Source organism: Spirillospora sp. NPDC000708 (assembly GCF_040299565.1).
Lineage (GTDB): Bacteria > Actinomycetota > Actinomycetes > Streptosporangiales > Streptosporangiaceae > Spirillospora.
This window is the reverse complement of record NZ_JBEPCJ010000030.1, coordinates 76,954-102,674: the sequence shown is the minus strand read 5'-3', so window position 1 is coordinate 102,674 and position 25,721 is coordinate 76,954. Positions and strand designations below refer to the sequence as shown.

Below are 25,721 nucleotides of genomic sequence, written 5' to 3'. Positions count from 1 at the left end.
GCGCGCCCCCCGCCGGAGCACCCCCCGGTCCGCCCCGCTCATGCGAGCCGCCTGCGGGGGGACGGCCCCCCGCACCCCCCGGTTCGCTTCGCTCATGTGTCCGACGTACCCGTTTCCGCCGACGACAGGTCGTACACGACCGGGCCGATGTCGACCTTGGCCGCGTTGTACCGGCCGAACCGCGGGTTGATCTTGATGTGCATGCCGGCGGCGGTCCGCTGGAACAGCTCGCCCCACTGCTGCGCGGCCTGCACGGTCAGCGGGCTCTGCGCGTTGTTCAGGTCGGCGCCGAACTTCTGCATCACCGCGGTCTGCGTCGCGATGAACCGCGCCAGGTCGCGGGCGCGCGACCGCGGCAGCCCGCTGGCCAGCGTGATCGAGCCGGCGCCGCCCCGCTGGTCCATCAGCGCGGTGGTCTGGTCGGCCAGCCCGTCCGGCACCGACACGCCCGCCTTGCGGGCGACCCGGTCGGCGACGCGGAAGTTCACCAGCAGGCTCAGCGCGCCCTGCATGTCCGTCTCGGACTCCTGGTCGCCGAGCCCCGGCGCGAGACCGCTGGAGTTCGCCCGGATCTGGTTGGCGACCGGGTCGTCCTTGAACTGGCCGCGCCAGTCCCGGACGGTGTGGTCGAGGGAGGTGACGGTGATGCGGTCGCCGCCGACGAGGGCGGCGGTGCCGGCGCGGGTCTGGCCGCCGCAGCCGGCCAGCGCGCCGGCCGCCACCACGGCGGCCACCACGACCTTCACGGACTTACCGGGCACGGAATCCTCGTCTCGTCGTTCGTCGCTGTGCGTCGCCGGGCGCGTCGGGACAGCCGTGGTCCTGATCAACCGGCGATCCGGTGCAGCCTATCCCCGCCCGGCGGACGCGGGCGAGACCTCCAGGAACAGCGCCTCGACCAGGTCGGTCGCCCACTTCAGCAGCTCCTGGTCGCGCAGCGGGCGGCCGCCGAGCGGCGCCGTCTTCGGCGCGGGCACCAGCAGCGTGTCGGTGGCGGGCTTCAGGATGCTCTTCGGGTACAGCCGCTGCAGCCTCACCTGCCTGGAGTCGGGCAGGTCCACCGGCGCGAACTTGATGAAGTTGCCCTGGACGGTGACGTCGCTCAGCCCCGCCCGGCGCGCCTTCGCGCGGAACCGCGCGACCTCCAGGAGGTTCAGCACCGGGACGGGCAGCGGACCGAACCGGTCCTTCAGCTCGTCGTGCACCGCGCCGATCTCGTCCTCGGACGTGATCGCCGCGATCCGCCGGTAGGCGTCCAGCCGCAGCCGCTCGCCCGGCACGTACTCGTGCGGCAGGTGCGCGTCGACGGGCAGCTCGACCTTGGTCTCGACGGCCTCGGGCTCGGCGCCGCCCTCCTTCAGATCCCGGACGGCCTCCCCGACCATCCGGACGTACAGGTCGAACCCGACGCCCGCGACGTGCCCGGACTGCTCCGCGCCGAGGATGTTGCCCGCGCCGCGGATCTCCAGGTCCTTCATCGCGACGTACATGCCGGCGCCGACCTCGGTGTGCTGCGCGAGCGTCGCGAGCCGCTCGTGCGCGGTCTCGGTCAGCGGCTGCTCCGGCTGGTACAGGAAGTAGGCGTACGCGCGCTCCCGGCCGCGGCCGACGCGGCCGCGCAGCTGGTGCAGCTGCGACAGCCCGTACATGTCGGCGCGGTCGACGATCAGCGTGTTGGCGTTCGGGACGTCCAGCCCCGACTCCACGATCGTCGTGGCGACCAGCACGTCGTAGTTCTTCTCCCAGAAGTCGACCATGACCTTCTCGAGCTCGTGCTCGTTCATCTGGCCGTGCGCGGTCGCGACCCGCGCCTCCGGGACGAGCCGGGCGATGTTCGCCGCGACCTTGTCGATCGACCGGACCCGGTTGTGCACGAAGAACACCTGGCCCTCGCGCAGCAGCTCGCGGCGGATCGCGGCGGCGATCTGCTTCTCCTCGTACGGGCCGACGAACGTCAGCACCGGATGCCGCTCCTCCGGCGGCGTGAGGATCGTGGACATCTCGCGGATGCCGGTGAGGCCCATCTCCAGCGTCCGCGGGATCGGCGTCGCCGACATGGCGAGCACGTCGACCTGCGTGCGGAGCCGCTTCAGCTCCTCCTTGTGCTCGACGCCGAACCGCTGCTCCTCGTCGATGATCACCAGGCCGAGCTTCTTGAACTTCGTCCGCGCCGACAGGATGCGGTGCGTGCCGACCACCACGTCCACGGTGCCGTCGGCGAGGCCCTGCAGCGTCGCGTCGATCTCCCCGTCGGTCTGGAACCGGCTGATCGGCTTCACCACGACCGGGAACGCCGCGAACCGCTCGGTGAACGTCGACAGGTGCTGCTGGACGAGCAGCGTCGTCGGCACCAGCACCGCGACCTGCATGCCGTCCTGGACGGCCTTGAACGCCGCGCGGACCGCGATCTCGGTCTTGCCGTAGCCGACGTCGCCGCAGATCAGCCGGTCCATCGGGACCGGCTTCTCCATGTCGCCCTTCACCTCGTCGATGGCGGCGAGCTGGTCGGGCGTCTCCACGTAGGGGAAGGCGTCCTCCAGCTCGCGCTGCCACGGGGTGTCGGCGCCGAACGCGTGCCCGGGGCTCGCCATCCGCGCCGAGTACAGCCGGATCAGCTCCCCGGCGATCTGCTTGACGGCCTTGCGGGCGCGGGACTTGGCCTTCTGCCAGTCGGCGCCGCCGAGCCGGTGCAGGCTGGGCGCCTCGCCGCCGACGTAGCGGGTCAGCTCCTCCAGCTGGTCGGTCGGGACGAACAGCCGGTCGCTCTTGGCGTACTCCAGGATCAGGTACTCGCGGGTGGCGCCCTGCACCGTCCGGCTGACCATCTCCACGTACCGGCCCACGCCGTGCTGCTCGTGGACGACGTAGTCGCCGGGCTTGAGCTGCAGCGGGTCGATGCCGCCGCGGCGCCGCGACGGCATCCGCCGGACGTCCTTGGTGGACGACTTCTGCCCGGACAGGTCGGTCTCGGTCAGCACCGCGAGCTTGACCGGCTCCCAGGTGAAGCCGTTCTCCAGCAGCCCGGTGGTGACGGTGACGACGGACGGCTCGGGCGGCGCGGCCACGTCGGCGAGCCGCGCGCCGACGCCCTCCTCGCCGACGAGCTGGACGAGGCGCTCGGCGGGCCCGTGCCCGGCGGTGACCATGACGACGCGCCAGCCGGCGTCGATCCAGCCCTTGAGGTCGCCGACGACGCGGGTGGTGTCGCCCCGGTACGCCTCGGCGGCGTGCACGCCGAGGTTCAGCACCTCGCCCGCGGCGTCCGGGTCGAACGCGTCGGACGCGTCCGCGGCGGCCGCGCCGGGGGTGAGGGCGGTGACGCTCCAGCGCGGCAGGCCCAGCTCGGTGCTGTGCTCGCGGACCTCCTCCAGCGACCGGAACGCGGCGGCGCCGAGGTCGATGGGCGCCTCGCCGCCCGCGGCGGCGTTGACCCAGCTGGCCTCCAGGAACTCCTGGCTGGTGCGGACGAGCTCGACCGACCGGGTGCGGATCCGCTCCGGCTCGCACACCAGCAGCGCCGAGCCGTCCGGCAGCAGGTCGGTGAGCAGCTCCATGCTCTCGGCGAGGACGGGCGAGAACGCCTCCATGCCCTCGACGGTGTCGCCGTCGGCGATCCGGCCGAGGATGTCCTCCAGCGCCGGATGCTCCTCGGCCAGCAGCTTCGCGCGCTCGCGGACCTTCTCGGTGAGCGGCAGCTCGCGGCACGGCGGGGCCCACAGGCCGTCCTGCGCGACCTCGAGGGACCGCTGGTCGGCGGCCTTGAAGTAGCGGATCTCCTCGACGGTGTCGCCCCAGAACTCCACCCGCAGCGGGTGCTCCTCGGTGGGCGGGAACACGTCGAGGATGCCGCCGCGCACCGCGATCTCGCCGCGCTTCTCCACCAGGTCGACGCGGTGGTACCCGGCGTCGACGAGGCGGCGGACGGCGTCGTCCATGTCGGCGTCCTCGCCGGACACCAGCCGGACCGGCTCCAGGTCGGCGAGGCCCGACACGATCGGCTGCAGGACGGCGCGGATCGGCGTGACGACGACGTCCAGCGCCCCGCCCTTGACGCCGGCGGCCCCCGGCTCGCGGGCCTCCTCCTCGGTGGGCGCGTCCGCCGCGTCCGGGTGGACGAGGCGGCGCAGCACGGCGAGCCGCTGCCCGACCGTGTCCGAGCGCGGCGACAGCTTCTCGTGCGGCAGCGTCTCCCAGGCCGGGAAGTGCGCCACCCGGCCGACGCCGATCAGGCTGGTCAGCGCGGCGGTGAGGTCCTCGGCCTCGCGGCCCGTCGCGGTCACCGCCAGCACGACGCCGTGCCGCCCGCCGGGACCGGCGGAGCGCGCGCCGACCGCGCGGCTCAGCGCCGCGGCGAGGATCGGCCAGGTGGCGGGGGGCGCGACGACCTCGGTGTCGACGCGCGCCCGCTTCAGCGCGCGCTCGAGGTCAGGATCGGCGCACGCAAGGTCAACAAGTCCAGAAAGCGTCATCTTCGCCCGTAAGTTCGCATTCACCCCGAGGGGCAGGGCAGCCCGAAAGACCGGAATCCGTGAGCGGACCCGGCATCGCGTACCAGACTACGCGCCCGCGCACGCCCTCGCGCTGGCGACGCCGCAGGCCGCCGCCGGTCGCGGAGGGCGACACGGCGGTTACCAAGAATAGGCAAATAGCGGACAGAGCGCAGTCGAGCGGTTACGCTGCGAAACTGTGACCGATCTGCGTACGCCGCCGGTCAACGACGGCGATCTCTTCTCAGAACGCGCAAGGCAGTACGCACTGGAGAAGCCCCTGCAGCGGATCCACATCCTGGAGGCGGGCTGCGGCTGGGGCGCGGGGCTGGACCTCGGCGACCGCGAATGCCTGGTGACCGGGGTCGACCTGGAGTCCCCCGAGCTGCGCGCGCACGCCTGCGAGCGGCCCGACCTCGACGAGTGGCACCTCGGCGACCTCCGCACGGTGCCGATGCCGCCGCGCGCCTACGACATCGTCCACGCGACCTACCTCGTCGAGCGGGTCCCGCACGCCGAACTGGTCCTCGACCGGTTCGTCGCGGCGCTCAAGCCGGGCGGGCTGCTGCTGGTCCACCTGCGCGACCGCAACACCGCGTTCGGGTTCCTCGACCGGCACCTGCCGCGCTGGATGCACGCCTCGGGGCGGCGCCGGAAGCCGCGTCCCGCCCGGGCGGCGCGGGGCGCCCACGCCCGCGTCCCCGCCGAGAGCCCGGCGCCTTTCCCGGCGGAGGGCGCGGCGGACGCCTCCGTCCCGCCGCCCGCGGGCACCGCCGTGGCCCTGCCGGACGCACCGAACGCACCGAACGCACCGAACGCACCGGACGCGGCCGGACGGGAGCGGCCCACCCCGCGACAAGGCCGGCGGGCCCCGGCGGCCGAGGCGCGCGACGGTCGGGCCCGGCGGCTCCAGCCGCCGCCCGCGATCTACGACCGGGTCGCGTCCCGGCAGGGCATGCAGTGGTACTGCGTGATGCGCGGGCTGATGATCGCCGAGGAGTACACCTCCCGGCAGGCCATCGACGCGCTCGGGGCCGGAACCGGCCTCACCGACCTGCTGTGCCGGCTGGTGTCGGCGGCCAGCCGGGGCCGCCTCACCGCAGACCACAGCGACGTCACGCTCGTCATCCGCAAGCCGGAGAACCGCTTCGCCCGGGTGATCTGACGGGGGCGGAGGTGCGGGCACCGGCGCGACCGCAGTAATTTGGCGGAAAATCGACCCTTGACCTGCATCGGCCCGGCGTGCGCGCCGGGCGGGATCGGAGACCGCGGTGACCGCCGAAGCCGGCCTTCCCGACACGCTGCGCGACCTGCCCGGCTGGGCTCCGGACGCGGTGGAGCTCGCCGACCTGGAGCTGCTGCTGGCGGGCGTGTACCGGCCGCTGACCGGCTTCCTCGGCTCGTTCGACGCCGCGATGGTGATCGCCGGCGGCCGGCTCGCCGACGGGACGCCGTGGCCGGTCCCGGTCACCCTGGCGGTGCCCGAGGAGCTGACCGCGCACGAGCGGCTCGTCCTTCAGGACCCGGAGGGCGTGCCGCTGGCGGTCCTGAAGGTCGCGGAGGCCTGGCAGGACCCGACGTCCCAGGGCTGGCGGCTGGCGGGTCCGCTGGAGCCGCTCCGCTCCCCCGCGCACGGACCGTTCCACTCGCTGCGCCGCCGTCCCGACGAGCTGGACCCGGTCGACGGCCCGGTCCTCGCGGTCGCGGCCCGCGAACCCCTGCACCGCAAGCAGCTCGGCCAGGTCCGCCAGGTCGCCGAGCGGCTGGGCGCGCAGGTGCTGGTGCTGCCGCTGCTGAGCGGCGAGCACGACGAGTCGCTCGTCCGGGCGCTGCTGGGCGTCCGCAAGGAGCTGCCGGACGGGACGCGGATCATCCCGGTGCCGCTGCCGCCGCGCGGCGACCACGAGCGCGATCTGCTCCTGCGCGCGCACGTGGCCGCCGCCTACGGCGCCACGCACCTGCTCGGCGAGCAGGAGACGGAGGGCACCGCGATCCCGGTCGTGGTGCCCGAGCCGTGGGCCTATGACGCGGACGTGGAGATCTGGCGTCCGGTGGCGCGGATCGAGCCCGACCACGTGCAGGCGGAGCTGACCGCCGAGCGGCTCGGCGAGCTGCTGGACGCGGGCGAGCCCGTCCCGGACTGGTTCACCCCGCCGGCGGTCGCCGCCGAGCTGGCGCGGGCCCGCCCGCCGAAGCACTCGCGGGGCGTCACGGTGTTCTTCACGGGCCTGTCGGGCTCGGGCAAGTCCACGGTGGCGCGGGGCCTGGCGGACGCGCTGGTCGAGCGGGGCGGCCGGACGGTCACGCTGCTGGACGGGGACGTGGTCCGGCGGATGCTGTCGGCGGGCCTGACGTTCTCCAAGGCCGACCGCGACCTGAACATCCGGCGGATCGGGTTCGTCGCGGCGGAGATCACCCGGCACGGCGGGGTGGCGATCTGCGCGCCGATCGCGCCGTACGCGGCGACCCGCGCGGAGGTGCGCCGGATGGTGTCGGCGGCGGGCGACTTCATCCTGGTGCACGTGTCGACGCCGCTGGAGGAGTGCGAGCGGCGCGACCGCAAGGGCCTGTACGCCAAGGCGCGGGCGGGGCAGATCCCGGAGTTCACCGGGATCTCCGACCCGTACGAGGTGCCGGACGACGCCGACCTGGTGCTGGACACCTCGGCGATGCCGCCGGACGAGGCGGTGGGGCGGGTCCTCGAGCTGCTCGTCGCGGGCGGCTGGCTCCGGACCGAATAGTCCCCTTTGGCCCCTTGAGGCGTAGATCGTCAATCTAGTCGCGTTTGTTGGGGTGCAGCCGGGTTAACAGACCCGGGTGCGGTCCCGTACTGTACTAGGCGAGTTTTCCTATATAGCAGGTAGGTCATGCCGCCGTAGGGGGGTGAAGGCGCGTGGACTTCGACTGGACCATGGCCCTCGGCTCGTTCCTGGTCGCCATCGTCGTCGGACTGACGGGGATGGGCGGCGGCGCGCTCATGACCCCGATGCTCGTGACGTTCTTCGGCGTCAGTCCGCTCGCCGCGGTCTCCAGCGACCTCGTGGCGGCGGCGGTGATGAAGCCCGTCGGCAGCGCCGTGCACTACCGGCAGGGCACCATCAACATGCGCCTCGTCGGCTGGCTGTGCGCCGGCTCGGTGCCCGCGGCGTTCTGCGGCGTGCTGCTGGCCCGCGCCCTCGGCCACGGCGACGGGGTGGAGAACCTGATCAGCAAGGCGATGGGCGTCGCGCTGCTCATCGCCGCCGCCGGGCTGGCCGTCCGCGGCGTGCTCGCGCGGCGCGACCGGCACCGCCCCGGCACCGCGGACGGCGAGGCCCCCGAGATCAAGATCCGGCCCGTGCCGACCGTGCTGATCGGGCTCGTCGGCGGTCTCGTCGTCGGCATCACCTCGGTCGGCTCCGGCTCGCTGATCATCGTCGCGCTGCTCGCCCTGTACCCGACGCTCAAGGCCAACCAGCTCGTCGGCACCGACCTGCTCCAGGCGGTGCCGCTGGTGTTCGCCGCCGCGCTCGGCCACCTGCTGTTCGGCGACTTCCAGATGCAGGTCACCGCCGCGCTGCTGGTCGGCTCGATCCCGGGCGTCTACCTCGGCTCGAAGATCTCCTCGCGCGCCCCCGGCGGCCTCATCCGCCGCGTGCTGGCGCTGGTGCTCGTCGCGTCCGCGCTGAAGATGTTCGACGTCGGCGCCGTCCCGATCGCGTGGACGGTGGTCGTGCTGGGCGCCGGGACGGCCGCCGTCTGGCTGGCCGGGCGCCGCCGCACGGAACGGTCGGCGGGCGTCCGGAACGGCCGCGAGCGCGTCCCCGCGTCAGCGGACGAGCTGGTCCCCTGATCCCGCCGTCCGGGCCGGGGCTCCGGGCTCCCGGGGCTCCGCGCCCGCAGGCGCCGGCACCGTCCCGCCGCCTCCGCGCGGCGGGTCGCCCTTGCGCAGCATCCGCCACAGCATCACCGCCGAGACGATCCCGCCCGCGCCCAGGCAGTACGGCGCGATCGCGGCGTGCCCGGGGTCGGCGGCCAGCAGGCCGAGCAGCACCGCGAGGCCGCTGAGGCTCTCCACACCGCGGATCACGAACACCGAGCGGGACTGCTTGCGGGCCGTCGCCAGGCTGGCCAGCGGCAGCGTGCAGGAGAAGCACACCGAGTAGAGCGCCCAGCCGCCGAGCGCCACCCGGTCCACCTCGAACGAGCCGCCGGTCACGACCGGGCCGAGCCAGCCCACCAGCAGGATCCCGCCGAGGCTCATCACGAGCGCGATCCCCGACATCAGCCCGCACGCCCGCACCGCCTGCCGGGCCCGCATCGGCCGGCCGGCCTTCTCCGCCTTGGCGAAGTCGCCGAGCAGGAACCAGCCGGCGCCGTTGACGAAGGTCAGCGCGGGCGACAGCAGCAGCCGCGCCGCCTCCACCCCGGCCAGCGCGGCGGTGGACGCGAACCCGGCGATCATCACGCGGGCGAGCAGCAGCGCGGTCGGCCGGATGCCGGCCTGCACCGACCGCCACCAGGAGAACGCGAGGATCTCCCGGAACGCGGTGCCGCGCAGCGGGGCGAGCGCGTACTCCTCGCGCGGCAGCCGCACCCGGGCCAGCAGGATCGAGGCCGCCGACCCCGCGCACATGGAGGCGAGCAGCAGCTCCACCGAGGCGTCCGCGCCGGCGCCGAGCGAGCCGCCGAGCACCGCGAGCGTCGTCAGCAGGTAGCAGGCGTCGTTGACGGTCAGCCGCCAGAACTCCATCCGCGCGGTGAAGATCCGCCGCCCGGTCTCCTCCAGCAGCCACAGCGCCACCGAGAGCGCGAACAGCGCGATGCCGAGCGGCCCGGCGAGGTGCATGACGGCCGCGACGACCGCGCCCACGGCCGCGCCGGCGACCACGGTGCCGCCGACCGACAGCAGCAGCGCGCCGCGCACCCGCGGCTCGAACCGGTCGAACACCGTGAGGGTGTCGCCGACCCAGCTGGTCTGCACCGAGGTGATCATGACGATGATCGAGAAGAGCAGCGCGTACGCGCCGTAGCCGGACGCGCCGAGCGTGCGGGCGGCCAGCGACTGCACGACGAGGCTGCCGCCCGCGGTGACGAACTGCACGGCGACGGCGCCGCCCGCGGACGCGAGCAGCCGGCCGGCCTTCCCCGCCATCCGCTTGCCGCGGCCTCCCGCGGCGGGTGCGGCGGGCGCCGGGTCGGGCACGGCGGGAAGGTCGATCGCGGTCTCGGCCGCGCTCGCCTCGACCGAGCTCATCTCGACCGCGCTCTCAGGGGTGCTCACGCTCCGTCCCGAAGCCCCCCGGGTCACCTGTCCAGGTCGTAGTGCATCAGGGACGAGTCGCCTTTTCCCTTGCCGGCCCCGGTGCCCGGCTCCGGCTTGCCGCCCCGGCCCTTGTCGGACACGGGCTTGTCGGCCACCGGCTTGTCGGCGCCGGGCGACGGCTTGTCCGCGCCGGGCACCTTGCCGCCGAGCAGGTACAGCGGGTCCTCGGCGGTGCGGGTCGGGTCACCGCCGTCCGGCCACAGGTCGGCGGCTATGTCGGAGGCCGGGCGTTTGTCGCCCTCCGCGGGCTTGTCCGAGCGGCCCTTCGGCGCGCCCTTGCGCGGCGTCTTGCCCGCCGGGGGCGGCGCCTTCGGCAGGCCGGCCGCCCCGTTCCCGGTGGACGCGCCGTTGCCGTTCGCGCCGCCGTTCGCGCCGCCGGCCACGCGGGTGCCGCGCGGACCGGACGACGAGCGGGTGCCCGACCCTGCCGAGCCTGCGCCGTTCACCCGGGACGAGCGGCCGCGCTCCGGCGGGAGCGGCGGCGGGGACGCCGGGACCGCCTGCGTCGCCGAGGCGGACGGCGCGACGGGACCGCCGCGCCCCTCCTCGGGCGCCCAGCCGCGCCCGCCCGCGGGCTCGGAGGGCGGCGCGGCCCTGCGGGCGCGGCGGCCGCGGCCCCGCTCGGGGGCGGGCGCGGGCGGCGGCGGCTGCTCCTCCGCGTAGGCGTCGGACCGGTAGCCCTCGGGCCGGTACGCGTCGTCGCGGCCGTCGCCGAGGGACCGGCGGCCCTGGTAGGACCGGCCGGCCGGAAGCTCGGGCATCGGCGTCCCGGGGCCGCCGAGCATGCCGCCCGGGGCGCCTCCGGGCACGCCGCCCATCGCGCCGGCGGGCGCGGCCTGCACCTGGCCGCGCGGCCGCGAGGAGGCGCGCAGGAACGACACGATGCAGGCCAGGATCGCGCCGATCGCGAAGCCGATCGCGCCGTTCTGCGGCAGCTTGCTGGGCGTCGGCGCGGTCGGGTCGGCGGTGTCGGTGAACTGGACGCCGTCGTTGTTCTTCGACCGGGCCGACAGCAGGCCGCTCTCGTCCGACTGCATCTTCGCGAGCTGGCTCGCCAGCATCTTGTACGGCCGCGTGCCCGCCTGCGTGGACTGCATCTGCTGCGTGATCTTCGTCTCCTGCTCCTTCAGCCCCTTGATCTGCTCGTCGAGGTTGCTGTTGTTCGTGGAGACGGTGACGTCCTGGTAGGCCTGGAGCACCGCGTTGGCGATGACGGCGGCCTCGGGCATGTTGGAGCCGTTGGCGGTGACGACCACGACCCCGCCGTCCGGCTTGCTGGAGGTCTTCACCCGGCCGCGCAGCTGCTCGCCGGTGAGGTTCGGGCCGTGCTTGCTCTTGACGATCTCGGCGGCGCGGGCCATCACGGGCGTGGAGCCGGCGAACGCCGCGCGCTGCGCGGTGTACGCGGCGTACCCCTGCCCGGACACGACGCCCATGCGCAGCGCGTTGTTGTTGTTCGTCGGGTCGGTGACGGCGAACCTCGCGGTGGCGGTCGCGCCGCTGAACAGGATCTGGGTGGCGGCGACCGAGGCGAGGACGCTGGCCAGCACGATGATGAGAGACATCAGCCGGTAGCGCCAGACCGCCTCGACGAGGCTGATCTCCGGTGTGACGGGGGTCTGTGCTGTCATCGGATGCTCTTGGAGTCCTCAGGAGGCCGTGGGCGGGATGAAGTCGGCGTCGGGTCCGGCGAGACGGCGGACGGCGTCCCGCAGCTCGTGGTGGTAACGGTCCTTGCCGAACCGCCGGGCGGCGTCGGCGCCGGCCCGCTTGGCCATCGCCTGGGCGCCGTCCCAGTCGTCCAGCAGCCGGGCGATCCCGGCCGCCAGGGCGTCCGGGTCGTCCGGGTCGACCAGCACGCCGTTGTCGCCGTCGGCGACGATCTCGACCAGCCCCTGGGTGGCGCTGGCGACGACCGGCCGGCCGGCGAGCATCGCCTCGACGGCGACGTTACCGAAGGGTTCGACGCGCGAGGGGACGATCGCGATGTCCGCCTCGGCGAACGAATTCCAGACCGACGCGCGGAAACCCGCGAAGGCCACCGCGCCGTCGTCGCCGGCGAGGCCGCGCAGCTCCTCCTCGAACCACTCATATCCGGGGAAGACGCTCCCGACCAGGGTCAGGTTCGCATCGTAGCCGCGATCGCGCAGTGATCGGACGGCGCGGACCGCGACATCGGACCCCTTGCGCGGCGACAGCCGCCCGACCAGGACGATCCGGGCGGGCCCGTCGAGCACCGCGCGCGGCGGCGCGACCGGCTCCGGCGGCTCCTCCACCCCGTTGTAGATGATCTGGGCGCCGCGGCCGGCGGAGCCGAGCGCGGCGGCGCTGGCGCGGCTGTTGACGACGATGGAGCGGGCGAGCCGCAGCGGCATCGACAGCGCGGCGCGCACCGGGCCGGGCACGTCGTCCTCGGCTTCGTGCACGTGGCACAGGGAGGGCACGCGGGCGAGCCGGCCGGCGAGCAGCCACAGCGGGATCGTCACGGTGTTGACGTAGAGCGCGGCGGCCCGTTCGCGGCGCAGCAGCCGCCACGCCTTCGGCAGCGCGCGCGTCGCGGCGAACGCCAGCCGGACGAGGCCGAGCGGCGTCATGTACGACTTGCGCAGGACCGGGACGGGCAGGACGACGACCTCGGCGCCCGCGTCCCTCAGCACCGGCGCGAGCGGCCCGTCCGCGGGCAGCGTCACGATGACGCGGTGGTCGGGGACCAGCGCGCGCACCGACTCCACGAGCATCCGGTCGGACCCGTAGAGATCGGGCGACGGGTGCGCCAGCACCACCGCGGACCTCGCGTGCCGTTCGGCCACTTGCCCCTCCTTCTGGTGATCCAGCCCCCTGGATACCAGTCTCCCGCAACCTTCAGATTAACTGTCGTTTACCGCAGGGACGCGCAACCCCCCTTCCGCATAATCTGTGCGGATCAATCACAAAGTGACGGTAATGGCTGGGGGTCAGGGTGCGCATCGCCATGGTAGGGACGCGCGGGGTGCCGGCGCGGTACGGCGGCTTCGAGACGGCGGTCGAGGAGATCGGCAAGCGGCTCGCGGCCGGCGGGCACGAGGTGACCGTCTACTGCCGGGGCGAGCGGCATCCGGAGCCGGAGTACCTCGGCATGCGGCTGGTGTACCTGCCGGCGATCGAGAAGAAGGTGGCCGAGACGCTCAGCCACACCGGGCTGTCGGTGCTGCACGCCTTCCGCAGCAAGATCGGTAAGGAGGGCGCGGACGTCGCGCTGCTGTTCAACGCGGCGAACGCGCCGATGCTGCCGATCCTGCGGACGCTGCGGATCCCGGTCGCGACGCACGTCGACGGCCTGGAGTGGAAGCGCACCAAGTGGAGCGGCACCGGGCAGAAGTACTACCGGGCCGCCGAGGCGATGGCGGTGCGCTGGTCGGACGCGCTGATCGCCGACGCCGTCGGCATCCAGGACTACTACCGCGAGCGGTTCGACGCCGACACGGTGTTCATCCCGTACGGCGCGCCGATCCTGACGAGCACCGACACCGGGAAGCTGGCGGAGGCGGGGTACGAGCCGGGCGGGTTCCACCTGGTCGTGGCCCGGTTCGAGCCGGAGAACCACGTGCACCTGGCGGTGGAGGGCTACCGGCGCAGCCGGGCCTCGAAGCCGCTCGTCGTCGTCGGCTCGGCGCCGTACGCCGACGAGTACACCGCGCAGGTGAAGGAGCTGGCGGGCGACGACCCGCGCATCACGTTCATGGGCGGCGTGTGGGACCAGGACCTGCTGGACGCCCTGTACGCGGGCGCGCTCACCTACATCCACGGCCACTCGGTCGGCGGGACGAACCCGTCGCTGCTGCGCGCGATGGGCGCCGGGGCGTCCGTGCTGGCCTACGACGTGAACTTCAACCGCGAGGTGCTGGGCGAGGAGGCGGGCCGGTTCTTCGGCGACGCGGCGGAGCTGGCGGCGCAGGTGGAGGCGGCGGAGGCCGACCCGGGCGCGGCGGCCGACCGGGGCGACGCGGCGCGCAAGCGGGCGGCGGAGCGGTACGTGTGGGACGACGTCGCGGCGTCCTACGAGCGGCTGTGCGAGGACCTGGTGGCCGGTCGCCGTACGCGCAAGACCATTCGCGGCAAGTGACGACATGAACGAGCAGATGACCACATCTGGTCATGAATTCGTCCGTCCCCGGATGGGCACCGGCAACGTCCTGGTCCCCGCCGGTTCACGGCGCGGTGCCCGCGCCGGCGTCTCGCTGTTCACCCGGTCGAAGCTGCCCGCGCTGGCCGCCCAGTGGGCGCTGTACGGCGCGGTGGCGGTCGCCGGGCCGCGCGTCCTGCCGGGCCCGCGCGTCCGCTGGGAGCCGCCGGGAGGGCCCGAGCGGTGGCGGACGCTGGTCGACCGGATCGGCACGTTCGACGGCCTCGCCCTCTACGAGCGCCCGCAGGCGTCCCGGACGGGCCTGGCGGCGGTGCTGCTGCGCGACGGGCGCCCCACCGGGTTCCTCAAGCTCCGCGACGACCCGGGCGAGCTGGATCGCGAGGAGCGCGCGCTGTCGGCGTTCCCCGAGGGCCGCGCGGACGGCTTCCGCGTCCCCCGCGTCCTGGACCGCGACGAGACCGCCGGATGGCACTGGATGGTGATCGAGGCGATGCCGCCGCGCCCGGCCCGCCCGGTGCGCGGGATCGCGCTGGCGCCGCTGCTGGCGGACCTGCAGCGGCGGCTCGCGGCGGTGCTGCCCCGCCCGTCCGGGACCCCGGACCACTGGGCGCCGATGCACGGCGACCTGACGGCCTGGAACCTGCGGCACTGCGGCCGGGGCCTGCCGTGGCTGATCGACTGGGAGGACGCGGCGTGGGCGCCGCCGGGCGCCGACCTCGTCTACTACGAGGCGACGCACGCCACCGTGTTCGGGAAGCCGTCCGGGCGCGACGACGTGAGCGGCTGCGCGGAGGCGGCGGAGTTCTGGCTGAAGCGGGTCGCGCAGCGCTCCGCGGGCGACCACGACGCCGCCTTCAACACGCGGCTCAGCGAGATCCTGCGGGGCATCGGCCGGGGCTGAGCCCCCGGCCGGGGCCTGCGGTCCCGGAACCCCGCGCGCACGACGAACGCGCCCCGGTGACGTCCACCGGGGCGCGTTCTCGTGTCAGGGGTCAGTGCGCGCGGGTCACCAGGTGACGGCCGCGGACGCCGGGCCGGTGATCGTGTTGCCCAGCGGGTCCTTCACGCGGATCCGGTAGGTGTGCTTGCCCTTCGCCGCCTTGGTGTCGGTGAAGGACATCGACGGCTCGGCCCAGAACTTCGACAGCTGCTTGACGGTGGTCAGCGCGGTCGTCGAGCCGTCGCGCAGCACCTCGTAGTGCAGCCAGCCGTTGTCCATGTCCCAGGTGCCGGTCCAGGCCACCTTGAGGCCGGTGGAGGTCTTGGTCACCGTCGGCGCCTTCAGGGAGCCGGCCTCCGGCCCGACCTTGTTCGCCGCGTTGGCCTTGATGGTGAACCGGACGAGGCCCGCCTGCGCCTTGCCGTTCACGTTCGGGAACTCGCCGCCCATCGCGATGTAGCTGCTGTTGCCCGTGACGGCCCACGCCGCCTGGTACTGCTGGGTGAAGGTGCCCATGCCGAGCTTCGGGAACCAGTCCAGCAGCTGCGGGATCGGCTGCTTGCTGTAGTTGCTGTTGGTGCCCGGCTTGCCCTTGTCGGTGCCGCGCGCGTCGAAGGTCTCGGCGATCGTGCGGTGGTACGTCTCCGGGTCGGTCTCCGGGAAGGCGCCGAGCGAGGTGCAGTCGTGCGCGTGGCCGACGCTGTAGACGGTCTGGCCGACGGGCAGGATGCCGTAGGTGGCGCCGTAGCAGTTGTCCAGCCACACCAGGTCGCCGTTGCTCGCCTTGGCGGCGAACCGGCCGTCGAACCAGTGGTACCGCTCGCCGTCGGCCGCGCCGTAGACGACGCCGTTCTGGATCCGCAGGTCCGTGACGTAGGAGTAGCCGTACTTGCCCGCGCTGTCGGGCTCGGTGGCCTTGGTCGGGATCGGCTTGCTGGTCCACTCCAGCGTGCCGCCGTTGGTCGCGCTGACGGCGCCGATGCCGACGTGCTTCTCGCCGTTCAGCTGCTGGAACCGGCCGCCGACGATCACGCGGTCGCCGTACACCGCGAGCGCGTAGACCTCGTCGTCGTTGGCCGCGGGCTTCCAGGTGTCGATGTTGGAGCCGTCGGACGCCTTCACCGCCGCGAGCCGCGTCCGCGACTTGCCGTTGACGTTGAAGAAGTTGCCGCCGATGTACACGGTCGAGTCGGTCGCGGCGATCGCGCGGACGCGGTTCTTCACGTTCGGCGCGAACGAGTCGATCAGCGCGCCGGTGGCGGTGTCGAACGCGGCGAGGTGGTTGTGCGCCTTGCCGTCCACCTTCGTGAAGTCGCCGCCGACGTAGACGCGCTTGCCGTCCGGCGAGGCCATGATCCGCAGGCCCTGGCCGTCGAGGGTGTGCACGAAGCCGGTGCTGAGCTTCCCGGTCGTCAGGTCGAACGCCATGATGTTGCCGCGGTCGACCTCGCCGGCCCCGCCCGCCTTGACGCCGGCGGGGCGCGCCTTGGTGAAGTTCCCGGTCGCGTAGACGGTGTTCCCCACGGTCGCCATGCTCCACACGACGCCGTTCACCTGCGCGGTCGGCAGCGGGTCGGCGCTCACGGTCGCGGGCACGCCCGAGGCCGGCATGGTGTCGGCCGCGACCGGTCCGGCCGGGACGAGGGCGGCGCCCACCAGCGCGAGGGCGGCGGCCGCCCCCAGGCTCGCGCGCACGCCGGTACGGCGCTGTCGGATAGAAGCACTCACGAGTCGGTTCCCCTAAAGCACGTGACCCCCGGTGGCCCCCTCGGCCACTCCGGTCTGGAGATCTTAGTGGCCGCCGGGCGCCGTCCATCCGCGGAATTGGGAAATCGTGATCGAAATCGCTTACAGAGCGCTTGATACCGACTGCTCAGCGCAGTATGGCCAATTCCGGAAATAGAAAAGCGCCCCGAGGTGTAAACCACGGGGCGCTTTCACGCGTCGCCGTCCCGGTCGCCCGGGACGCCGTCACCGCCGGACGGAGTTGGACGCCGCGCTCGTCGCGGCGTTCCCGTTCGGGTCGACCGCGCGGATCTTGTAGGTGTGGGCGCCCTTCGGGGCGCTCGTGTCGGTGTAGGTGAGCGTCGCCGGGTTCCAGAACGACGCCGACTTCTCCAGGGTCGCGATCGGGGTCGTGCCGCCGTCGCGGAGCACCTGGTACTTCAGCGTCGCGTTGTCCATGTCCCAGGTGGTCTTCCACGAGACCCGGATGCCGCCGCTGCGCAGGCTCGCCGTCGGCGCCTTCAGGTCGGCCGTCTCCGGGCCCACCTTGTTCGGCGCGTCCGCCTTCACCGCGAACCGGACGAGCCCGGCCTGCGCCTTGCCGTTCACCTTCGGGAACTCGCCGCCCATCGCGACGTAGCCGCCGTTACCGGTGATCGCCCAGGCCGCCTGGTACTGCTGGGTGAACGACCCGATGGCGAGCTTGGGGAACCAGTGCAGCAGGCTCGGGACGGGCTGCCGGCTGTAGTTGCTGTTGGTACCCGGCGCGCCGCGGTCGGTGCCGGTCGCGGCCTTGGTCTCCGACAGCGTCCGGTGGTTGGTCTGCGGGCTGGTGTCGGGGAACGCGCCGAGCGAGGTGCAGTCGTGCGCGTGCGAGACGCTGTAGACCTCGTTGGCCACGGGGTAGACGCCGTAGGTGGCGCCGTAGCAGTTGTCCAGCCACACCAGGTCGCCGGTGTCGGCCTTGGCGGCGAACCGGCCGTCGTACCAGTGCAGGCCCTCGCCGTCGGCGCCGGCGTAGACGATGCCGTCGTCGACGCGCAGGTCCGTCACGTACGAGAAGTGCTTGCTGTCGAGCTTCGTGGGGATCGGCCGGCTGCTCCACGGCAGCGTGCCGCCGTTGTTCGCGCTCACCGCGGCGATGCCGACGTGGGTCTCGCCGTTCAGCTTCTGGAACTTGCCGCCGACGAGCACGCGGTCGCCGTACAGCGCGAGCGCGTAGACCTCGTCGTCGTCGGCGGTCGGCCGCCACGTCCCGACGTTGGACCCGTCGGACGCCTTGACCGCCGCCAGCCGCGTCCGGCCGCTGCCGTTGACGTTGAAGAAGTTCCCGCCGACGTACACGGTCGAGTCGGTCGCGGCGATCGCGCGGACCCGGTTGTGCACGTTCGGCGCGAACGAGTCGATCAGCGCGCCGGTCGTGGTGTCGAACGCGGCGAGGTGGCCGTGCGCCTTGCCGTCGACCTGGGTGAAGTCGCCGCCGACGTACACCCGGCTGCCGTCCGGCGACGCGATGATCCGCAGGCCCTGGCCGTCGAGGGTGTGCACGAACGTGGTGCTGAGCTTCCCGGTCGTCAGGTCGAACGCCATGATGTTGGCCCGGGCGACCTCGCCGGCGCCGCCCTCGGCGACGCCCGCGGGGCGCGCCTTGGTGAAGCTGCCGGTCGCGTAGACGGTGTTGCCGACCGTCGCCATGCTCCACACGACCCCGTTGACCTGCGCCGTCGGCAGCGGGTCGGCGCTGACGGTGGCCGGCGTCCCGGACGGCGGGTCGGTGTCGGCGGCGACCGGACCGGCCGGTACGAACACGGCGCCAGCCAGCGAGAGGGCGGCGGCCGCCGCCAGGCCCGCGCGGACCGTCGTCCGGCGCTGTCGCAGAAGAGCTCTCACGAGTCGGATCCCCTAGCCTTGGCCCGGTGGCCACTCGCGGCCACTCCGGTGCACGGATCCTATTGGGCCGCCAATCCGATACATCCGGCCCCTTATGAAATCGTGACCGAAGTCGCTTTCGCTGGCTGACCGGGGGAATCCCGATCTTCGGCGCGGCACGGGAGAGCGCCCCGGGGCGCGGGCCCCGGGGCGCTCTCCGCGCCGGTCGTCAGCCCGCGGCCCGCGACGCGCGCAGGTCGTCGATCGACACGACCGTGGGCCCGTTGGTGGAGTTGCCCGCCAGGTAGGCCCGGACCCCCACCGCGCCCGCGGCCTGGAGGCCGCCCGTCGCGTCGGTGCCGGTCGCCTGCCAGTCCGGCTCGGCGGTGCCGTCCGCCCACACCTTCGCCTTCAGCGCGGTCGGCGACCCGCCGGTCACCTGGAGGCGCAGGCGCAGCGGCGCACCGGGCCGGTAGGTCACGCCCGCCACGGTCTGCTCGGTGCCGACGGCCGTCTCGGCGTTGCTCGCGTCGGTGCGGCTGAGCTGCAACGACACCACCCCGGACGGGCGCAGCCTGATCCGCGCCCGGTAGTCGCCCTGGCCGGCGACCCGCCGCCCGATCGCCCACACGTAGACGCCGTTGCCGGTGCCCTCCTTGTCGGTCGCGACGGTGAACGTCAGGTCGGTGTCCTGCGACGACACCGCGTTCAGGTTCGCGCCGCCGTCGTTCTTCGCGGCCGGCATCTCGATCTGCCCGGTGCCGCCCACCGACAGCACGCCGCCGGAGCCGACCCTGCTCCAGGCGCCGCCCGCGTCGGCGGTGCCCCAGCCGCCGGTGACCGTCCGCCCGAACGCGTCCGACGCCAGCACCGCCGACGTCGCCTTCACCGTGTGCACGACCTCGCCGGTCGCGCCCTTGTCGTCGGTGACGGTGAGCTTGACGGTGTAGTCGCCCGCCGACGCGTAGACGTGCGACGGCTGCGCGCCGGTCCCCGCCGTCCCGTCGCCGAAGTCCCACGCGTAGCCGGTGACCGTCCCGTCGGGGTCCGACGACGCGGACCCGTCGAACGAGCAGGCCAGCGAGTCGCACGACGAGGTGAACGCCGCCGCGGGCGGCTGGTTCGGCCGCACCGTGCCGGTGCCGAGGCCCTGGTGGCGGGAGACCTGGTCGGCGGTCAGCGCGCGCGGGTACACCGCGGGCTCGTCGATCGTCCCGTTCAGGTAGTCGCTGGACGGCCGGTTCGGCCAGCCGGAGAGGTTGTCGCCGCCGATCCGCCAGTAGCCCGCGTAACTCTGCGCCGACGTGACGCCGCCGTCGGCCGCGACCTGCTCGCCGTCGACGTACAGCCTCATCCCGGCGCTCCCGTCGAGGGTCCCGACGACGTGGTGCCACGCGCCGTCGTTCAGCCCCGCGCCGCTCTGGACCGTCTTCGCGGCGCCCGGGTAGACGCCGAACACGACCCGGCCGTCATTGGTCATGTACAGGTGCCGGTCGTAGGACGAGCTGTTGCCGGACGCGCTGCCCCCGTACCCGATGATCTTCCCGCCGCTGCGGGACGCCGTCTTCACCCACGCCTCGACGCTGAAGTCCCCCGGCGTGGACGCGGCGCCGCTTCCGGCCGACGAGCCGAGGAACCCGCCGAAGCCCACCGCCTTGTCGGCGTCGCCGGAGACCGCGCCGGCCTGGCCGCGCGTCGTGCCGGCGCCGAGCGCGAGGTCGTTGGAGCCGGCGTAGTCGTACGCGGGGCCGCTCGCCTCGCCGAGCCGCCAGTACGCCTGCGCCCCGTCCGCTCTGATCTGGTCCGAGTACGGGCCGGGCGTGCCGTCCGCCGCCGTCGCCGGGTCGGACGCGGCGCTGGTCACGGCGTTCCCGGCCGCGTCCACCGCCCGCACCCGGTAGGTGTGCGCGGTGCCCGGCGCCGCCGTCTCGTCGAAGTAGGCGGCGTTCGGCTCGTCCCAGAACGTCGATGTCCGGTCGACCGTCCCGACGGGCGTCGTGCCGCCGTCGCGGAGCACCTCGTACTTCAGCGAGGCGTTGTCCATGTCCCAGGTGGTCTTCCAGCCGACGCGGACGCTGCCGTCCGCCATCGCGGTCGCGGTCGGGGTGCCGAGGTCGCCGGCCTGCGGGCCGGTCTTGTTCGGCGCCTTCGCCTTCACCGCGAACCGGACGAGCCCGGCCTGCGCCTTCCCGTTCACGCTCGGGAACTCGCCGCCCATCGCGACGTAGTCGGCGTTGCCGGTGACGGCCCACGCCGCCTGGTACTGCTGGGTGAACGACCCGATCGCCAGCCTCGGGAACCAGTGCAGCAGGCTCGGGATCGGCTGCTTGCTGTAGCTGCTCCCGACGCTCGGACTCCCGTGGTCGGTCCCGGTCGCCGCCGTCGTCTCGGCCAGCGCCCGCTGGAACGTCTGCGGGCTGGTGTCGGGCCAGGCGCCGAGCGAGGTGCAGTCGTGCGCGTGCGACACGCTGTAGACGGACTGGCCCTGCACGAACATGCCGTAGGTGGCGCCGTAGCAGTTGTCCAGCCACACCAGGTCGCCCGTGGCGGCCTTGGCGGCGAACCGCCCGTCGAACCAGTGCCAGCCCTCGCCGTCCGCGCCGGCGTACACGGTGTCGCCGGAGACGTACAGGTCCGTCACGTAGGAGAACAGGCTGCTGCCCTGCTTGGCGGGGATCGGCGTGCTGCTCCACGGCACCGTCCCGCCGCCCGCCGCGTCGACGGCGCCGATGCCGACGTGCTTCTCGCCGTTCAGCTGCTGGAACCGGCCACCGACGATCACGCGGTCGCCGTACAGCGCGAGGGCGAACACCTCGTCGTCGTCGGCGGTCGGCCGCCACGCGTCGATGTTGGCGCCGTTCGACGCCTGCACCGCGGCGAGCCGCGTCCGCGACTTGCCGTTCACGTTGAAGAAGTTCCCGCCCAGGTAGACGGTCGAGTTCGTCGCGGCGATCGCGCGCACCTTGGCCGACACGGAGGGAGCGAACGACGTGTCGAGGGTGCCGGTGGCGGTGTCGAAGGCGGCGACGTGGTTGCGGGTCTGACCGTCCACGGCGGTGAAGTCGCCGCCGACGTAGACGCGCTTGCCGTCGGGCGAGGCCGCGATCCGCAGGCCCTGCCCGTTCAGCGAGTGGTCGAAGGATGAGATGAGGTTCCCGGTCGTGAGGTCGAAGGCGAGGATGTTCTGCCGGGCGACCTCGCCCGCCCCGCCCTCCGCGACGCCCGGCGGGCGCGCCTTGGTGAAGCTCCCCGTCGCGTAGACGGTGCTGCCGACGGTGGTCATGCTCCACACGACCCCGTTGACCTGCGCGGTCGGGAGCGGATCCGCGCTGACGGTGGCCGGCGTGCCCGCCGGCGGGTCGGTGTCGGCCGAGGCGGGTGCGGCCGGCATGGCGGCGGCGCCGGCGAGCGCCGTCGCGAAAGCGGTGAAGACGGCTATCGCCGTTTTACGGACGCGCGGCGCGCGCCGGTGCGAAAGTACAGATCCCACTGAGCGATCCCCTGCCGATCATCTCCGGCGGCCCCCTCGGTCCCGGAGTGAGAGCAGGGTAATCCCGGGATTCCTGTTTACACTGTTCTGCCCTGGAACTTCGTTTTTCGTTTTCCACTGATACCGATGAGGAGAGAGCCGGATGTCCGATCGGGGAGCGCGTCCGCACAGGCATCTCGCCGCGACGGGTGCCGTCCTCGCCCTCGCGCTGGCGCTGACCGGATGCGGCGGCGGGAAGAAGAAGGCGGCCGACCCGACGCCGCCCCCACCGCCGAGCGAGCAGCCGACCGAGCAGGCCAACGCGGCGCCCGGCTCCGCCGCGCTGAAGTCGTCCGGCGGGCTGCGCAAGCCCGTCACCTACGACGACAAGGTCAGCGTGGCGATCAGCAACATCCGCTACGTCAAGAACAAGGACCAGGGGCCCGGCGAGCTCACCGGCAAGGTGCTCACCATCTTCACGCTGAAGTTCACCAACGGCTCCGGCAAGCCCCTCGACCTCAACAAGGTGCAGGTCACGGCCGTCTACGGGGCCAAGAAAACGCGGGCCCAGCACACCTCCTACGCCAACCTGAACGACTTCTACGGGACCGTCCCGGCGGGCGGGACCAAGTCGGCGTCCTACGCCTTCGACCTGCCGTCGACCGGCTACAAGTCCGTCATGGTCGGTGTCAAGTTCGACGCACAGCACAAGACCGCGCTGTTCGCGGGCGCCCTCCACAACTGACGGTTCCGCGAGGTACGTTCGTGGTTCCAGCGTTCCCCGGGGGTAAAGGGTCGTGACATGTCTGGCTCGAACCGGTCGCGCACCGCTCAGCGCGCGATGATCGTCAAGGTGCTCGCCCTGCCGGTGATCGCGGGCGTCGGCTTCCTCGGCTGGCAGCTGCCGCAGAGCCACGACCCGGCCCCGGAGACCGTCCCGGTGCCGGGCGCGCCGGGCGCCGCGCCCGTCGGGTCCACCGCCTACGAGATCCCCGACGGGGCGCTGTTCGTGTCCCCGACGGGGAGCGACGGCGCGGACGGCACCAGGAAGCACCCGCTGCGCACGCTCGCCAAGGCGGTCGCGAAGGCGCGCTCCGGCGGCACGGTCGTGCTGCGCGGCGGCGTCTACCACGAGTCGGTCACCGTCCCCGGCGGCAAGCGCCTGACCGTCCAGTCCGCGCCGCGCGAGGCCGTCTGGCTCGACGGCAGCTCGCCGGTCGGCGGCTGGCGGCAGGGGAACCGCGCCTGGGTGCACGAGGGCTGGACGACCCGGTTCGACAACAGCCCGACCTACACGGCGGGCGCCCGCGCCAGCGGCGACTCCGACTTCCGGTTCGTCTCGCCCGACCACCCGATGGCCGCGCACCCCGACCAGGTGTGGCTGGACGGCGTCCCGCAGAAGCAGGTCGGGTCGCGCGGCGACGTCAAGGACGGCACCTTCTACGTCGACGAGGCGTCCCACCGGCTCTACCTCGGGACCGACCCGCGCGGCCACGACGTCCGCGCCAGCACCCTGTCCGAGGCGCTCACCATCGGCGGCGCCGGGTCCCGGCTGCGCGGCCTCGGGGTGCGCCGCTACGCCACGTCCCTCCCCCAGCTCGGCAGCGTGAAGGTCACCGCGCCGGACGTCACCGTCGAGAACGTCGCGGTGAACGAGTCGGCCACCACCGGCCTCAGCGTGCTCGCCGCGCACGCCCGCGTCCGGCACGTCACCACGACCGGCAACGGCATGCTCGGCGTCCACGCCAACTACGCCGACGACCTGCGGCTCGACGCGGTGCGCAGCACCGGCAACAACGTCGAGCGCTTCAAGTACTCGCCGGTCTCCGGCGGCGTGAAGGTGACCCGGTCCCGGAAGGTCGCGGTGACCGGCGGCGTGTTCGCCGACAACCTCGGCAAGGGCGTGTGGATGGACGAGTCCGTCTACGACATCACGCTCACCGGCGACCGGATCCTGCGCAACGCCGACCACGGCGTCTCGCTGGAGCTGAGCGCCAAGGCGGTCGTCGCCGGCAACGTCATCGGCGACAACGCCGGCGACGGGGTGAAGGTGAACAACACCTCCGACGTCCAGATCTGGAACAACTCGCTGTCCGGAAACGGCCGCACGATCCACCTCGCCCAGGACCCGCGCAGCCCGTCCGACCCGCACGCGGCGGGCCGCGACCCCCGGCAGAAGACCGCCGACCCGGCGATGACCTGGCGCGTCTCCAAGATCGTCATCAGCAACAACACGCTCGCCGACGCCCGCGCGGGCACCCCCTGCCTGCTGTGCGTCGAGGACGGGACGCACCAGCGCGGCGGCGGCCAGATGGGCGTCACCGTCAACGGCAACGTCTACGTCCGCCCGGGCGGCGGCCCGAGCACCCTCGTCCGGTGGGCGCGCGGCTCCGGCGGCACCACCGACTTCGGCGACCTCGGCCGGTTCCGGTCGGAGACCGGGCAGGAGGCGCGCGGCGTGCTGAAGACCGCCGCGACCGCCGCCGGGCCGGACGGTGAGCTGGAGCGCGGCCTCGCCGCCCAGGCGGACGCCGGCAACGCGCTCCCCCTCCCCGCCCCGATCGCCGCCCTCGTCGGCAAGCCCACCGGAACCCGCCACATCGGCGCGTTTTAATTGCATCGCCCTTGGCGGTCGGGCCCTGGGGGCCCTCCCTTCAACGGGCGATGCGTGCGATCGCGGCATCGCTCCGACTCGCCCTGGGGGCTCGCTGCGCGATCGGATTCTCGCTTCGCTCGAATCCGGCTTCGCACGCGATCGCGACGCTTGAGGTCCGCGACGGCTGGGGTGACGGGCTGGGGCCGGCGCTCAGACACGCTGCTGAGGCCGGCGCTCAGGCTTGCTGAGGCCGGCGCTCGGGCTCGCGGTTAAGGTCGCGTCCAGGGGAACTCGCGGCCCAGGAGGGCTTCCAGGTCGGCGTTGTAGGGGGCGTAGTGCTCGGCGAGCGCCTGGCGGGTCGCGGGGGCCAGGTCCTGGCTCGGCGCCGCGTTCCACACCTTGACCGCCGACGGGGGCAGCGGCGCGGGCTCCAGCCCGAGGAACCGCGCCACCGTGTCGCAGGCGCCCTGCGGGTCGGCGTAGAACTCCTCCGCCGCCAGCACGCAGAACCGCTCCGCCGGGAAGTGCTTCATCCAGCGCCGCAGGTGCGGGGCGTACTCGCCCTGCGCCCGGTACGACTGCTGCTCGTGCGCGTAGCTGGTGTAGCCGGGCTGCTCGGCGACGATCCGCTCCTCCTCGCCGGCGAGCCGGTCCGCCTCGGCGGCCAGCGCCTCCTCGAACGAGGGCAGGTCCTCGGCGTTCTGCCGCCGCCGCTCCCGGTAGTGCGAGAACGCCCGCTCGATCGGGTCGCGCAGCACCAGCAGGATCTTCGCGTCCGGGACGTCCCGCCCCGCCCGCTCCGCCGCCAGCGGATGGAACAGGTAGTACGGCGACCCCTCGCCCACGACCTTCCCGGCCCGCCGCGCGGACGCGGGGAAGTGCGACCGGTACCAGGCGGCGCCCTTGTCGTAGTTGGAGTCGAAGTAGTGCACGCCCTTGGTGTGGTTGTCCTTGGGCAGCAGCCGCGCGTTCGGGAACAGCGGCATCACCTGCGGATGCTCCAGCAGCGTGTAGTACAGCGAGGTGGAGCCCCCGCGCTTCGCCCCGATCAGCAGGAAGTCGGGGCCGGGGCGCAGCGCCGCCGTGCTCATCCCGTACCCACGGATCATGCTGCGGCCCGCGGCGACGACCGGGCCGGGAAGAGTCCCTCGATTCACACCGGACAGATTACCGGCCCGGCGCCCGTATTCTTGGTCTCGTCTTTAAC

At 73.3% G+C, this 25,721-nt stretch carries 16 protein-coding genes; 7 read left to right on the top strand and 9 right to left on the bottom strand.

The features are described from left to right. Positions 1–92: 92 nt before the first annotated feature. Both ABT299_RS22360 and mfd read right to left on the bottom strand, forming a co-directional pair. Positions 93–761 (bottom strand): hypothetical protein, encoded by a 669-nt coding sequence (locus ABT299_RS22360; protein WP_500251865.1) that lies wholly within the window; start codon positions 759–761, stop codon positions 93–95. 87 nt (positions 762–848) lie between these two features. Then, complete coding sequence (mfd, locus tag ABT299_RS22355) at positions 849–4,469, bottom strand: transcription-repair coupling factor (RefSeq protein ID WP_500251864.1); 3,621 nt, start codon at positions 4,467–4,469, stop codon at positions 849–851. A gap of 217 nt (positions 4,470–4,686) precedes the next feature. Here mfd and ABT299_RS22350 point away from each other — a divergent pair, with 217 nt between their 5' ends. The 3 genes from ABT299_RS22350 to ABT299_RS22340 all read left to right on the top strand — a co-directional run bounded on the left by ABT299_RS22350 (position 4,687) and on the right by ABT299_RS22340 (position 8,319). After that, positions 4,687–5,652: a class I SAM-dependent methyltransferase gene (locus tag ABT299_RS22350; protein ID WP_500251863.1), complete on the top strand. Its 966-nt coding sequence runs from the start codon at positions 4,687–4,689 to the stop codon at positions 5,650–5,652. A 106-nt stretch (positions 5,653–5,758) separates the two neighbouring features. Further along, a complete protein-coding gene (gene cysC / locus ABT299_RS22345; protein ID WP_500251862.1) occupies positions 5,759–7,228 on the top strand; it encodes an adenylyl-sulfate kinase in 1,470 nt (489 codons plus the stop codon). A 152-nt stretch (positions 7,229–7,380) separates the two neighbouring features. Beyond that, positions 7,381–8,319, top strand: a complete 939-nt coding sequence (locus tag ABT299_RS22340; RefSeq protein ID WP_500251861.1) for a sulfite exporter TauE/SafE family protein — start codon at positions 7,381–7,383, stop codon at positions 8,317–8,319. Here ABT299_RS22340 and ABT299_RS22335 read toward each other — a convergent pair. From ABT299_RS22335 to ABT299_RS22325, 3 genes are read right to left on the bottom strand one after another with little or no spacing between them, the layout of a single operon-like run. Further along, on the bottom strand, positions 8,296–9,750 hold the full coding sequence (locus tag ABT299_RS22335) for a lipopolysaccharide biosynthesis protein (RefSeq protein ID WP_500251860.1): 1,455 nt from the start codon (positions 9,748–9,750) through the stop codon (positions 8,296–8,298). The two genes, ABT299_RS22340 and ABT299_RS22335, sit on opposite strands and share 24 nt — an antisense overlap. 23 nt (positions 9,751–9,773) lie before the next feature. Continuing rightward, entirely contained in the window at positions 9,774–11,423 is a 1,650-nt protein-coding gene (locus ABT299_RS22330) for a GumC domain-containing protein (protein ID WP_387023053.1), read from the bottom strand. Positions 11,424–11,441: 18 nt separating this feature from the next. Next, on the bottom strand, positions 11,442–12,602 hold the full coding sequence (locus tag ABT299_RS22325; protein ID WP_500251859.1) for a glycosyltransferase family 4 protein: 1,161 nt from the start codon (positions 12,600–12,602) through the stop codon (positions 11,442–11,444). A 161-nt stretch (positions 12,603–12,763) separates the two neighbouring features. Between ABT299_RS22325 and ABT299_RS22320 the strand changes: the two genes are divergently transcribed. Together ABT299_RS22320 and ABT299_RS22315 are read left to right on the top strand one after the other, a co-directional pair. Next, positions 12,764–13,894, top strand: a complete 1,131-nt coding sequence (locus tag ABT299_RS22320) for a DUF1972 domain-containing protein (protein ID WP_190854488.1) — start codon at positions 12,764–12,766, stop codon at positions 13,892–13,894. Between the two features lie 4 nt (positions 13,895–13,898). Beyond that, positions 13,899–14,816, top strand: a complete 918-nt coding sequence (locus ABT299_RS22315; RefSeq protein ID WP_387023056.1) for a phosphotransferase — start codon at positions 13,899–13,901, stop codon at positions 14,814–14,816. A gap of 105 nt (positions 14,817–14,921) precedes the next feature. Here ABT299_RS22315 and ABT299_RS22310 read toward each other — a convergent pair whose 3' ends face one another. The 3 genes from ABT299_RS22310 to ABT299_RS22300 all read right to left on the bottom strand — a co-directional run bounded on the left by ABT299_RS22310 (position 14,922) and on the right by ABT299_RS22300 (position 21,939). Continuing rightward, positions 14,922–16,550 carry a PQQ-binding-like beta-propeller repeat protein gene (locus tag ABT299_RS22310; protein ID WP_500251858.1) on the bottom strand — a complete coding sequence of 543 codons (1,629 nt, stop codon included), beginning with the start codon at positions 16,548–16,550 and terminating at the stop codon, positions 14,922–14,924. A 276-nt stretch (positions 16,551–16,826) separates the two neighbouring features. After that, the gene (locus ABT299_RS22305) at positions 16,827–18,470 is read right to left on the bottom strand and encodes a PQQ-binding-like beta-propeller repeat protein (protein WP_500251857.1); all 1,644 of its coding nucleotides are present in this window, start codon (positions 18,468–18,470) and stop codon (positions 16,827–16,829) included. Positions 18,471–18,678: 208 nt separating this feature from the next. Further along, positions 18,679–21,939: a LamG-like jellyroll fold domain-containing protein gene (locus tag ABT299_RS22300; RefSeq protein ID WP_500251856.1), complete on the bottom strand. Its 3,261-nt coding sequence runs from the start codon at positions 21,937–21,939 to the stop codon at positions 18,679–18,681. A 142-nt stretch (positions 21,940–22,081) separates the two neighbouring features. Between ABT299_RS22300 and ABT299_RS22295 the strand changes: the two genes are divergently transcribed. Then, positions 22,082–22,663, top strand: coding sequence for a hypothetical protein (locus ABT299_RS22295; RefSeq protein ID WP_387023064.1), 582 nt, complete (start codon positions 22,082–22,084; stop codon positions 22,661–22,663). A gap of 57 nt (positions 22,664–22,720) precedes the next feature. Then, entirely contained in the window at positions 22,721–24,532 is a 1,812-nt protein-coding gene (locus ABT299_RS22290) for a right-handed parallel beta-helix repeat-containing protein (protein WP_500251855.1), read from the top strand. Between the two features lie 251 nt (positions 24,533–24,783). Here the strand turns inward: ABT299_RS22290 and ABT299_RS22285 are convergent, their stop codons facing one another. Next, positions 24,784–25,671, bottom strand: a complete 888-nt coding sequence (locus ABT299_RS22285) for a sulfotransferase (RefSeq protein ID WP_190854502.1) — start codon at positions 25,669–25,671, stop codon at positions 24,784–24,786. Between the last annotated feature and the right edge of the window lie 50 nt (positions 25,672–25,721).